Raw genomic sequence first — 12,373 nt, 5'->3', positions numbered from 1 at the left:
ACGGTGCGAGACACGGATAGGCTGTCGCGCTCACTGTCGGCCACCGACCACGGTGCGAACCTCGTCGAGTGACTCGGGGTTCTCGGCGCCGGACAGGTCTCCCGGATCAGTGCCCAAGGCCGCGGCTCGGATAGCGCGGCGCATGATCTTGGCCGAGCGTGTCTTGGGCAGTGCCGACACCTGGTGAACGGCGCTGGGCGCGAACGGCTTCCCCAGTTCGTCGGCGACGAGCTGCGCCAGTTCCGCCGAGATGTCGGTAGTGTTCCCTGGTCGCGCGACCCAGAATGCCCACACGGTTTCGCCCTTCTTCGGATCGGGTACGCCGATCGCCGCCGCCTCCGACACCGCCGGGTGGGTGGCCATCGCCGCTTCGACCTCCGCCGACGCGAGCCGCTTGCCCGCCACGTTCATCACGTCGTCCGAGCGGCCGCGGATATACCACTGCCCGTCGGCGTCCACCACCGCGTAGTCGCCGTGGCGCCACATTCCGGGGAAGGTGGACCAGTACGCCTCGAGGTAGCGCTGTTCGTCCTTCCAGATGCCGCGGGTCATCGAGGGCCATGGCTGGCGGCACACGAGTTCGCCGGGTTCACCGCGGACCGGTGCGCCGGTGTGGTCGACCACGTCGACATCCATGCCGAGCGACGGTCCGCCCAGTGAGCAACTGCGGATGGGCTCGACCGGGTAAGGCGCGAGGAAGGAGCCGCCTACCTCCGTGCCGCCAGAGAAGTTGATAACCGGGATGTGTCCGCCGAAGACGTCCCGAGCGAGCCAATCGTAGGAGTCCGGATCCCACGGTTCACCCGTCGAGCCGAGTGTGCGTACCGAGGACAGATCGATGTTGTCCACAGTCGTCGCCGCACTGGTCCGCAACGTACGGATCAGGGTGGGGGAGACGCCGAGCATAGTGACCTGGTGCCGCGCCGTCAGGTGCCACAGGCGGTTCAGGTCGGGAACGTCGGGAGAACCCTCGTAGAGCATCAGGGTGCCGCCGTTGGCGTGGGTCCCGATGATGGACAGCGGACCCATGATCCAGCCCATATCGGTGATCCAGCAGAAGATTCCGCCGGGTCTCAGGTCGAACGAGTACGCGACCTCGCTCGCTGTCTTCACCAGGAATCCGGCGTGCGTGTGCACCGCGCCCTTGGGCTTGCCAGTGGTACCCGAGGTGTAGGCCAGCAGCAGCGGCTGCGTGGCGTCGAGGGATTCGCTGGTCATCGGGGATGCGACGGCCGCGAGCAGGTCAAGCCACGCGGTCTCGTGTGCGCCCGGGAGGATCGGTTCACCCGTGTTGTCGACGACCACGACTCGGTTCACCGACGGACAGGATTTCAACGCCTCATCCAGGGCAGGCTTCATGGCGATCTTCTTGCCGCGGCGGATGGTCCCGTCGGCGGTGATGATCACCTTCGCACCGGCGTCCTGGACGCGTGCGGCGATCGCGTTCGCGGCGAAGCCCGAAAACAGCGGAACCAGAACGGCTCCCAGGTGCGCGATCGCGTACACCGCGACCGCCGCTTCCGGAATCATCGGCAGGTAGACGGCGACCGTGTCGCCCTTGCGCACGCCGAGCGCACGCAACCCGGCTGCGCACGCGACGACGGCCGCCGCCAACTCCCGATAGGTCATGCTCCGCACGGACCCGTCCTCGGATTCATGGACGACGGCGAGCCGATCGGCAGCGTCGGCGTCGCGCACCCAACGCTCGAGGCAGGCGTCGACGATATTGAGCCTGCCCCCGACGAACCAGTCGGGGTGCTCGATGCCTTTGGACGTATCGAGTACCTCGGTGTACGGCTCGCGGAAGGGCAGCCCGAGATCACGCACGACCGCGTCCCAGTACCACGAGACATCCGCCACCGAACGCGCCCGCAATTCCGAAAGCGTTGCCAGCCCATGGTCGCGCGCCAACCTGGTGACATTCGCGGTGTCGATGTACTCGGGTGTCGGCAGCCAGGCATAGTCGGTCACGGTCAGCTCCTCGGCATTTCGAGCATGCGCTCGGCGACGATATTGCGCTGGATGAAGGTCGAGCCCCCCGCGATCGCCGTGCCGCGGGCCTGGTACGCCAGCCGTAGCCACTGCGCCGCGTGCTGTCGCTCGTCCTCGGCCGCGAGTTGCCCGCCGAGGGGCTCGAGCGAGAGCCGGAAGTCGCTGAGATCCTCGACCAGCGGGCAGAAATACAGCTTGCCGATCGAGGTCACCGGCCCGGGCGGGCCTTCGGCGGCCGCGAGGGCGATCACGCGCTGGCCGATCAGGTAGTGCACCAGTGCGCGGCCGTAGAGGTCGGCGACCTTTTGACGCACGGTTGGGCTCTGCCCCAAGGGTTTTCCGGTGTCGTCGGTCATCCCCGCGATATCGGCGATCAACTCGTCGACCGCGCGCTTCGTATTGACCCGGCCGGTGGCGATCGCGACGCGTTCATAAGCGAGCGTGCCCATCGCGACCGTCCAACCGCCGTCCACCTCGCCGACCACCAGGTCGTCGGGAATGAAGACGTCATCGAGGAAGACTTCGTTGAATTCGGGCTCACCGAGCATGTGCGGCAGCGGCCGGACCCGGACACCGGGGCTGTCCATCGGCAGCAGGAAGAAGGTGATGCCGCGGTGCCGCGGCCCGCCGCCGGTGCGGGCCAACAGGATCGCGTGCGCGGCGATATGCGCCCGGCTGGTCCAGATCTTCTGGCCGTTGATCCGCCACCCGCCCTGGACCTCGGTGGCTTTGGTACGCAGCGAGGCCAGATCGGAACCGGCCTCGGGCTCGGAGAACAGCTGGCACCAGATCTCCTCGCCGGTGAGGATCGGGCGCAGAAAGCGTTGTTTCTGCGCCTCGGTGCCGAAGTCGATGATGGTCGGCCCGGCGAAGTCCTCACCGATGGTGTTCAGGCGTTCGGGTGCGCCGGCGCGATCGAGTTCTTCGGTGAAAATGGCCCGCCGGATCGCGTCCGCGCCCTGCCCGCCGAATTCTTTCGGCCAGGACTGCCCGGCGTACCCGGCTTCGAACAACAGCTTTTGCCATTGCCGCCAGAACGGCACCTTCCCGACCAGATCGGCGGGTTCCGGCCAAGGGAGGGTGGACAGCGACTGCGCCAGCCAGTGTCGGACTTCCCCACGGAACTGCGCCTCAGCTGGGGAATCGGCAAGGTTCATCGTTGGATCTCCTCAAATACGGTGCAATAATACTATAGGTCAGTCCAAATATAGAACGAAGACGGGAGGGCGGGAAGATGGCGGAGACGACGCTCGGTGCGATCGTCGACCAGGTGGAATACGAGGTCGAACGCGGCAAGATCGGTGAATTCAGCCGTGCGACCCGGACCGAGAGCGCGGTGCACCGCGACCCGGAGGCCGCCGCCGCGGCGGGTTTCGAGCGCATTCCCGCCACGCTCACGCACAGCGTGGTCGCCGGGCATTACCGCGACCAGGCTGGTTTCGTGGCGAAGCTGGGCCTGGCACTGAGCCGGATCGTGGTGGGCTCGGTGAAGTGGACGTACCTGCGGCCGTTGGCGGCAGGCGATGCGCTGCGGGGTATCCGGCGGGTGGTCGGCGACGAGCCCCGGGAAGGTAAGCGCGGCGGCACGATGCGGGTCGTCACACTCGAGACCGACTATCGGGACGCGGCGGGCGATAGGGTGCTGACGGTCCGCGAAGTGCTGATCGAGCGAGGAACCGACGCGTGCGACCCCCGGTGAGAGCGCAGGTGGGACACGCGCATCCGGACCGGACCGTAGGGCCGTTGACCTTGACCGACGTGGTGCGTTTCGCCGGGGCGGGGGGCGATTTCAATCCCTTGCACCATGATCCCGGCTTTGTAGCGGCCGCGGGGTTCCCCGCGATCGTGTCCATGGGTCAGCTGCAGGCGGGAATGCTGGCGGGCTGGCTCTCGGACTGGGTCGGCGTCGAGCACGTGCGTGAGTATGAGATCCGTTTCATCGCACCGGTATTCGTAGGCGATGTACTGACGCTCGGGGGAAAGGTCACCGTGATCCGGCAGCAGGGGGCCGAGCGGCTGGCAACGATCGAGCTGACGGCCGCCAAGGGCGATGGCAGCGCTGCCGTGCTGGGTCGGGCGACGGTTGTCGTGGACGGCTGAACCTGGTGCCGGGCCAGCGAAAATGGGCGGTGACCGGGTCGCGGTCACCGCCCATTTCGGGCAACGTCGACGGCCTGGTTCGGCGGACGTCACGCCTTCAGCTGCGCGGCGATCCGGGCGCGCAGAATGTGCTTCTGAACCTTGCCGGTGGCCGTCATCGGAAGTTCGTCGACGATTTCCAGGCGCTGCGGGACCTTCTGGATGGCCAGGCCCGCATCCAAGAGATACTTCTTGATCTCCTCCAGCGTGGGCGGCGCCGCCGGATCGGCTGGGACCAGGTAGCAGCAAACCGCTTCGCCCAGTCGCGGATCGGGCATGCCGACCACTGCTACGCCGTGCACTCCGGAATGCGCGGTGAGCAGGTCCTCGATCTCGCGGACGCTGATATTGAGACCGCCTCGGATGACAATGTCTTTGGTGCGCCCGGTGACTCGCACGTAGCCCTCGGCGTCCATGAACCCGAGATCGCCGGATCGCGAGTAGCCGTCCGGAGTGAACAGCGCGACCGTTTCCTCGGGCCGGCCCAGGTATTCGAGCATGTGTGTCGCGCCCTTGAAGGCGATATCGCCCTCCTGTCCGCGCGGCACCTCGCCACCCAACTCGTCCACGATCTTGACCGATTGCAGCGGCAGGGCGCGGCCGTCGGAGGTGACCGACCGCTGCGGGTCGTCCTCGACGGCGCACACGGTGGTGGTGAGATTCTCCGAGCGCCCGTACAGGCTCAGGATGCGCATGTCCGGGAAGAGTTCGGTCGCCCGTTCGACGATGCTGCCCGGGATCGGTGAGCCCGCGCAAACCCACGCACGCATACTTGCGATGTCATCGGTGCCGGGATCGTATGCCTCCATGATCATTTGGAGGAATGCGGTGGCGCAGACGACCGCGGTGCAGCCGCGCTTGCGGATCTGGTCGATGCCGCGCTCGGGCTCCCACGCCTCCATCAGGTACGTCGAAGCGCCATAGAGCAGCGGCATGATGACGCTGGTGACCAGGCCCGTCGAATGAGTGATGGGAGAGGGGCCGAACTGGACGTCCTCGGCGGTGTAGGCGATGGCCTTCGCCAGTAGCCGGGACGTGCACGCATAGGTATTGAAGGTGTGCACGCAGCCCTTCGGCCGGGACGTGGTGCCGCTGGTATACACGATGACAAACGGCTCGTCGGGCCCGGAGTCCGGGCCGAGTTCGGCTGCGGCCTCGGCCGGCTCGATATCCGCCAGCAGCGACTCGAAGCGCAGGACATTCTCCGGGGTGTCGGTACCGCGCAACGCCACGACGTCCTGGAGTGCGGGCAGTTCGCCGCGCAGCTGCTGGTACATGGCGGGATAGTCGAACTTCTTGAAGCTCTCGGGACAGATGGCGAGCCGGACACCGGCATTGGCCAGCACGTAGCCGACCTCGTCGCGGCGATAGATCGGCATGATCGGCACCAGGATCGCGCCGATCCGCGACAGCGCCACCGCGATGATCGCGAATTCCGCCCAGTTCGGAACCTGGGCCGACACTCGGTCGCCACACCCGATGCCGCGGCGCTTCAGCCCCACCGCCAGGCGCAGCGCGCGCCGCCGCAGTTCGGCGAAGGTGAGTGAGCAGACGTCGTCGATGACGAAGGCTCGATCGGGATTCGCCGCCGCCTGGGCCTCGAGGACGTCGAACAGGTTCTCGGTGTGCCACTGCCCGGTGGCGTAGAAGTGCCGGATTTCCGCTTCCGAGAAACGGTCGGTCACCGTGGCGATCGTCATGGGGAGGGCCCTTCTGGAGCAGCTGGACGGGGGCGATGCCAGCATTCGAAATTATGGTGCAATGGTCAGACCATATGGTCGATAATCTGCTGCGCTCCGAGACGCACGCGGATCAGCGCGTCCCTTCGGAAAAACAGGACTCAGTCGATGCTGAGCACGACCTTGCCGAAACCGTGTCCGGCTTCGAGGAATTCGTGGGCCGCCCGGGCCTGGTCGAGCGGGTAGACGGCGCTGATCGGCGCGGGGGCCACGTCGTGGGTGTCGAGCAGATGCAGCAGACCCGCGAAATCGCGTGGACTGCCCATCGTGGTCCCGATCAGCTCGTACTGGCCGAAGTAGTAAGGCCGGATGTCCAACACCGCGGTCTCGCCGCGGGTCGCGCCCAGCACCACGAGCCGGCCGCCCGGGCGCAGTGCGGACAGTGCCTGTGCCCAGGTGCCCACCGAATCCAAGACGAGATCGAAACCCCGTGCACCCGGGCATAATTCGCGGGCCGCCTCGGGCCATCCCGGATCCGTGTACAGCACGCCGCCGATGGCGCCCAGCGATACCGCCTGCGCGATCTTGGCTTCCGAGGAGGAGGTCACCGTCACTGTGGCGCCCACCGCCGCGGCGAGCTGCACCGCCATCGTCGCGACACCGCCACCCGCGCCCAGCACCAGCAGGTTCTCACCGGCGCGCAGGCGACCCCTGGTGAACAGCCCGCGATACACCGTCAAGCCCACCAGGGGCAGCGCGGCCGACTGCGCCCAGGTGAGGTTCGCCGGTTTCGGTGCGACGCATTCGATAGGCACGCGAACCAATTCGGCATACGTGCCGCGCTCATAGTCGCCGAGGATCTGCCAATCCGGCCCCGGAGCCGATTCGTCCGCGCCCCAGCGCAGCGACGGCAGGATGACCACGCCCTCGCCGGTATCGGCGCGAATTCCCGCGCCGTCCGCGCCGAGCACATGCGGGAGCGGGGAGCCGTAGGCGCCCCGGCGAACCGGCGCATCGTGCCAGTTGAGCGCGGCGGCCTCGAGCTGCACCGTGATCCACCCTGGTTCGGCAGCGGGATCCGGCATCGAGCGCAGCCGCAGCACATCGGGTCCGCCGAACTCGTCGAGTACCACCGCCTGCACGGCATCTCCTATCGGTCTTACCATTTGGCGTTATTTGCCGAGACTGGTGCGGCGGAAGTGCTCGCTATTCGAGCGACGAGGTCAGACCGCAAATGTTCTGCGGCCACAGTGCATGAAGCTGCTCGCTGATCATGAATTCCGCTGCGTTCGAATGCTGCACGGGGAAGGCGGCTGGTCAGGGTAAATGGCGGTGTGGATCAGCCGCCGCGGAGCTACCTGACGTCCAGGTAGATGCTCTTCGAGTACTGATAGCCGCTCAAACCCTCCGGGCCCAATTCGCGGCCCATACCACTGGACTTGATGCCGCCGAATGGCGCGGTCGGGTCGTTGACGTACCCGTTGACACCGACGGTCCCGGTGGCGATCCGGCGCGCGAAGCGCGCGCCGCGCTCGGGATCGGAGGTCCAGACCGAACCGCCCAGACCGTAATCCGAGTAATTGGCGATCGCCACGGCCTCGGCCTCGTCGGCGTAGGGGATCACCGACAGCACAGGACCGAAGATCTCCTCACGGGCAATGGTGTGACCCGGGTCGACGTCGGCGAAGACGGTCGGCTCGACGAACCAGCCGCGATCGGCGGGTCGCCCGCCACCGGTGGTGAGCCGACCGCCGTCGGAGCGGCCCTTCTCGATGTACCCCTCGACGCGGTTGCGCTGGCGTTCCGACACCAGCGGGCCCATCTGGGTCTTCTCTGACAGCGGGTCGCCCACCACGACGCCTTTGGCCAGGGCGGTGATCGTGTCGACGATTTCGGCGTACCGGGACCGGGGCGCGAGCACGCGCGTGCCGAGCCAGCAGATCTGTCCATTGTTCAGAAGCGTTGCGGCGAAAAATGATTCGAGATTTTCTGACAGCCGCGCGTCATCGAGCACGACGGCCGCGGACTTGCCGCCGAGTTCCAGGGTGACCGGGCGCAGCAACTCGCCACAGGTACGCGCGATATCGCGTCCGGCAGTGGTGGATCCGGTGAAGGAGATCTTGTCGACGCCCGGATGACCGACCAGGTGCGCGCCGACTTCCCGGCCGCCGGGCACCACGTTGAGCACGCCCGGCGGGAGTCCGGCCGCGCTCGCTGCCTCGGCCATCAGAAAGGCGTCGAGCACCGTCTCCGGCGCGGGCTTGAGCACCACCGTGCAGCCCGCCGCGAGGGCGGGCGCGATCTTCAGGAAGGTGATGGCCTGCGGCACATTCCAGGGCACGATCGCGCCCACCACGCCGACCGGCGTCTTGGTGACCACAGTTGATCCGCCGATCATGCCCGGCCGTATATCGTCGCGTTGCGCTGCGACCAACTCGCTGTAGTAGCGCAGCACCAGCGATGGGAATCCGCCCTCGAACTGCCGGGCAACCGTGATCGGCATGCCGTTCTGGCTGCTGACCCGCTGCGCGGTTTCCTCGGCGCGCGACTGCAATTCATCGGCGAAGGTCCGCAGCACATCGCCACGACGGGCGGATTCCCAGGTGGCCCAGCCGCTCGGATCGTCGAAGGCGGCACGGGCGGCGGCGACGGCGCTGTCGACATCGGCCTCCGTGCCTTCGGGCACCGAACCGATCCGTTCCTCGGTCGTGGGGGAGATCACTGGGATGATCGCATTGCTGGCGGGGCGCGACCAGCCGCCGCCCACATACAGCTCGTGGTAGTCGATCGTCATGGGTCTTGTCTTTCTCGGTGATTCGGATTCGTTCAGTCGTGCACGAGCACGGGCTTGAGGACCTCACCGCGGTGCTGCGCCGCGATGGCGTCATTGATCTTGGCGAAGGGAAAGGTGGTCACCAGCTTGTCGATCGGGAATCGTCCGGACCGATAGAGCTCGATCAGTTCGGGCATGAAACTGTCGGGAGCGCTGTCGCCTTCGACGATTCCGGCGACGGTGATGCCGAGAACCAGCGCGTCGAGAATGCTCAGCGGGAGGCCGGCATTGGGATCGGCGGGAACGCCGATCAATCCGAGCTTGCCGTGAAAGGTCATCGATGCGATGAGGCTCGCGATCACGGCGGGCAGGCCGGAGGTGTCGATCGCGTAGTCGACACCGGCCGCGACGATGGCCCGGACCTGTTCCTCGACCGGGCCGTCGCTCGGATCCACGACGTGGGTGGCGCCGAGCTCGAGGGCCAGCGCGCGGCGCGAAGCGTGCGGTTCGACGGCAATGATGGTGGCGCACTCGCGCACTGCCGCGGCCATGACCGCGGACAGTCCGACCGAACCCGCACCCGCGACGAGCAGCGCCGAACCGGGGCGGCAGTCCAGTGACCGCAGTACCGCTCCCGCGCCGGTCTGGATGCCGCAGCCGATCGGGGCGATGAGTTCGGCGGGCACATCGTCGGGCACCCGCACCACATTGCGTTCCAGCGCCAGGCTGTGGGTCGCGAATGACGACTGCCCGAAGAACAGCCCGGTCACCGGCTCCCCGGCGGCGGACAGCGGCCCGGTGCCGTCGGCCCGCGCCCCGGAGTAGTTCAGGCGCATGAAGTGATGGCAGTAGGACGGGGTATCGGCCGTGCAGGCGGGGCAGGCCCCGCAACTGGCGAACGTAATGCCCACGCGATCACCGGCGGCGACCTTGGTGACGCCCGGGCCGACCGCCTCGACAACTCCGCAACCTTCGTGACCCAGCACAGCGGGCAGCGCCACCGGGATCGCGCCGTCGCGGGTGGCGATATCGGTGTGACAGATGCCGACCGCTTCGATGCGCACCAGGACTTCACCGGCTCGCGGTTGGTCGATGGTGAGGGTTTCGAGGGTGAATTCGGTCTGTGGCGCTCGTGCCACCGCGGCCAATATTTCCATGATCAGATCCTTCGGGTGTGCGGCCGGGCGCCTGCGGCGACCGGCGTGGAGGGGCCGTCCAGCGCGACATCGCGCAGGGCGGTACCCGGGTCGGCCAGCGCGCCGCGGTCCAGCTGCGCCCGAGTGCCGATGAATTTCTTGCCCGCCATGAAATCGGCTGCGGCATTGACTGTTTCGACCGATAAGGCCACGCCCTCCGGGGTGAGGTGGAAGAGCGAGAAGGCACCGGTATCCGGGTCGCCGCGCAGCACGGCCGCGGTGGCCGGGTCATAGATGCCGGCCATCTTCATTTTGAGATCGAACTGATCCGACCAGAACCACGGCACCTCGTGCGCGGGTACCGGCGTGCCCATGATGACGGCGGCCGCCTGCTTGGCCTGCTCGACGGCGCTGGGGATGCTTTCCAACCGGACGAGCCTGCCCAGCGTGGCGTGCAGCCGTTGGGTCACATCGCCGATCGCGAGGATATGCGGATCGCTGGTGCGGGCCAGCTCGTCGACCACGATGCCGGACCTGCAGTGGATGTCGGCCGCCCGCGCGAGTCCGTCCGCGGGGATCGCCCCGATGCCGACGACGACGAGGTCGCAGTCGATTTCGGTGGTGTCGGTCAATCGGACCCCGCGAATCCGCCCGGCGGCGCCCAGCAGCTCGGCCACCTCGGCCCCGGCGATGATCCGGGTGCCGCGGGCGGTGTGGAACTCGGTGAGGATGCGGGACAACTCGGGGCTCGCGACCCGTGCCAGCACCCGGTCCTCGCGTTCGATCACGGTGACCGAGCAGCCGTGCGCGCGTGCGGCGGCGGCGACTTCCAGCCCGACGTATCCGCCGCCGACAATGGCCAAACGTGCTCCGGCAAGCACGGATTCGCGCAGCACGCGCGCGTCCGTGAGAGTACGCAGTCCCAGGACGCCCTGCAGGTCGTTACCCGCAACCGGCAGCGTGCGCGGTGACGCACCGGTCGCGAGCACCAAGTAGGCATACGGAAAGTCCGCCCCCGACGCCGTCGAAACGGTGCGGGCCAGGCGGTTGACTCGGGTGACCGGATCATCGAGCCGAAGCTCGATGTCGTTGTCGCGGTAGAAGGATTCGGGCCGCAACCATTGGAGGAAGTCCTCGGCGCCGAACTTCTTCGACAGCGGCGGCCGGTGGTACGGCGGCACCGGTTCCGCTGCGCACAGCACCATGCGTCCGGCGAACTTCTGCTGCCGGAGCAGGCCGGCGAGCGTGCCGCCGGCCTGCCCCGCGCCGACGATCACCACATTGTGTGCCGGATGCGTCGCGTCCACGGTGACTACCGGCGGAATTCGATCGACACCGGCATGTTCTTGAGCCCACCGACGAAGTTGGTCTGAATGAACTTGGTATTCCCGGTCGCGGTCAGCGACTCGATATGGGGGAGCAGCTCTTCGAACATGATGCGCAACTCCAGCTTTGCCAGATGCTGGCCGATGCACATGTGTGGCCCGTACCCGAAGGCGATGTGCTTGTTCGGGCGGCGCTGCGGATCGAAGCTGTCCGGATTCGGGTTGGCCTCGGCGTCCCGGTTGCCGGACTGGTACAGCAGCATGAAGCGATCGCCCGCGTGGACCTCGCGGCCGCGCAGGGTGTACTCCTGTGTCGCTGTGCGCATGAAGTGCTTCACCGGCGAGGCCCAGCGCAGCGATTCGTTGACCAGATGCGGGACCAGCGACAGATCACCGCGCACCCGCGCCAATTGCTCCGGGTCACGCCCGAGTTCGAGCATGCCGCCCGCGAGCGTGCTGGAGGTGGTGTCGTGACCCGCCGTCGCAATGGCGATGAAGTAGCCATAATACATCTCGTTCGGGTAGAACTCGCCGTTCGGATCACGGCCCATCGCGATGACGGTGGCCAGATCTTCGCGTGGATTGGCGCGCCGATCCTGGAGCAGCGCTTCGAAATACGCGTAGAAGTCCTGGATAGTGGCGACCCACTGCTGGGCGGCGGCGTCGGGGCTCAGCGGCGCCACGTCCGCGCGGGCGGCGTCGGGGTCGGCGCTGCCGAAGAACTCCTGAGTCAGCGCCATCATCCGCGGCTCGTCGGATTCCGGGACGCCGAACAGGCTCATGATCACGTGCAGCGGGTACTGCAGTGCGAAATCCTTGACGAAGTCGACCTTGCCGTCGGTGGCCAGCAGCCGGGCCACCGACGCTCGCGCGATATCGCGAATCACGGTTTCCCATTTGGCCAGGTTCTGCGGCCGGAACCAGTCCAGCGCAATGTCTTTGATCGCGGTGTGCTCCGGCGGATCCAGATAGGTCAGGGTCTCCAGAATCCGCAGGCTGCCATTGTTGATGCTCTTGGTGAAGGCGTCACCGGCCTGATTGGCCAGGATCGGATTGACCGACCCCTTGTATTCGCCGCCGGCGCTGGTGAAGATCTCGGGCTGGCGTTCGATCTCCATGATGTCGGCGTACTTGGTGACCAGCCACAGCGGGTCGTAGCCGTCTACGACGGCGCGCCCCAGCGGATTGTGGTCGCGCAGCCAAGCGTATGCGGCGAAGAGCGCGTCATTGTCACGGTGGCCCTCGGGAAGCACGATCTGCCGGGCGATGGTCTCCGGAATCAACTCCGTGGACTGTTCCGTGGTGCTCATCGTCTCTCCTCGTTACGTT

Annotated in this window: 10 protein-coding genes; 2 read left to right on the top strand and 8 right to left on the bottom strand. The window is 67.0% G+C overall.

The annotated features are described in order from the left end of the window. Positions 1–30 precede the first annotated feature (30 nt). Both ACT86A_RS23845 and ACT86A_RS23840 read right to left on the bottom strand, forming a co-directional pair. On the bottom strand, positions 31–1,971 hold the full coding sequence (locus tag ACT86A_RS23845) for an AMP-binding protein (RefSeq protein WP_445094429.1): 1,941 nt from the start codon (positions 1,969–1,971) through the stop codon (positions 31–33). Positions 1,972–1,973: 2 nt separating this feature from the next. Then, entirely contained in the window at positions 1,974–3,149 is a 1,176-nt protein-coding gene (locus tag ACT86A_RS23840) for an acyl-CoA dehydrogenase family protein (RefSeq protein ID WP_445094428.1), read from the bottom strand. A 77-nt stretch (positions 3,150–3,226) separates the two neighbouring features. Here ACT86A_RS23840 and ACT86A_RS23835 point away from each other — a divergent pair, with 77 nt between their 5' ends. Then, positions 3,227–3,691: an FAS1-like dehydratase domain-containing protein gene (locus tag ACT86A_RS23835; RefSeq protein WP_445094427.1), complete on the top strand. Its 465-nt coding sequence runs from the start codon at positions 3,227–3,229 to the stop codon at positions 3,689–3,691. Next, positions 3,676–4,092: a MaoC/PaaZ C-terminal domain-containing protein gene (locus ACT86A_RS23830; protein ID WP_445094426.1), complete on the top strand. Its 417-nt coding sequence runs from the start codon at positions 3,676–3,678 to the stop codon at positions 4,090–4,092. The genes ACT86A_RS23835 and ACT86A_RS23830 overlap by 16 nt, the downstream gene beginning before the upstream one ends. Before the next feature lie 89 nt (positions 4,093–4,181). Here ACT86A_RS23830 and ACT86A_RS23825 read toward each other — a convergent pair whose 3' ends face one another. The 6 genes from ACT86A_RS23825 to ACT86A_RS23800 form a co-directional block, all read right to left on the bottom strand. Continuing rightward, positions 4,182–5,831: an AMP-binding protein gene (locus ACT86A_RS23825; RefSeq protein ID WP_445094425.1), complete on the bottom strand. Its 1,650-nt coding sequence runs from the start codon at positions 5,829–5,831 to the stop codon at positions 4,182–4,184. Between the two features lie 140 nt (positions 5,832–5,971). After that, the gene (locus tag ACT86A_RS23820; protein ID WP_445094424.1) at positions 5,972–6,952 is read right to left on the bottom strand and encodes a quinone oxidoreductase family protein; all 981 of its coding nucleotides are present in this window, start codon (positions 6,950–6,952) and stop codon (positions 5,972–5,974) included. A 212-nt stretch (positions 6,953–7,164) separates the two neighbouring features. Next, entirely contained in the window at positions 7,165–8,604 is a 1,440-nt protein-coding gene (locus tag ACT86A_RS23815; RefSeq protein WP_445094423.1) for an aldehyde dehydrogenase, read from the bottom strand. 32 nt (positions 8,605–8,636) lie between these two features. Next, the gene (locus tag ACT86A_RS23810) at positions 8,637–9,740 is read right to left on the bottom strand and encodes an NAD(P)-dependent alcohol dehydrogenase (protein WP_445094422.1); all 1,104 of its coding nucleotides are present in this window, start codon (positions 9,738–9,740) and stop codon (positions 8,637–8,639) included. Positions 9,741–9,742: 2 nt separating this feature from the next. Continuing rightward, positions 9,743–11,026 carry an NAD(P)/FAD-dependent oxidoreductase gene (locus tag ACT86A_RS23805; RefSeq protein ID WP_445094421.1) on the bottom strand — a complete coding sequence of 428 codons (1,284 nt, stop codon included), beginning with the start codon at positions 11,024–11,026 and terminating at the stop codon, positions 9,743–9,745. A 5-nt stretch (positions 11,027–11,031) separates the two neighbouring features. After that, on the bottom strand, positions 11,032–12,354 hold the full coding sequence (locus ACT86A_RS23800) for a cytochrome P450 (protein ID WP_445094420.1): 1,323 nt from the start codon (positions 12,352–12,354) through the stop codon (positions 11,032–11,034). Positions 12,355–12,373 lie beyond the last annotated feature (19 nt).

It is taken from the genome of Nocardia glycosmidis (genome assembly GCF_052545115.1).
Note: the sequence above shows the minus strand (reverse complement) of the source record. Positions and strands in the feature narration are given on the sequence as shown.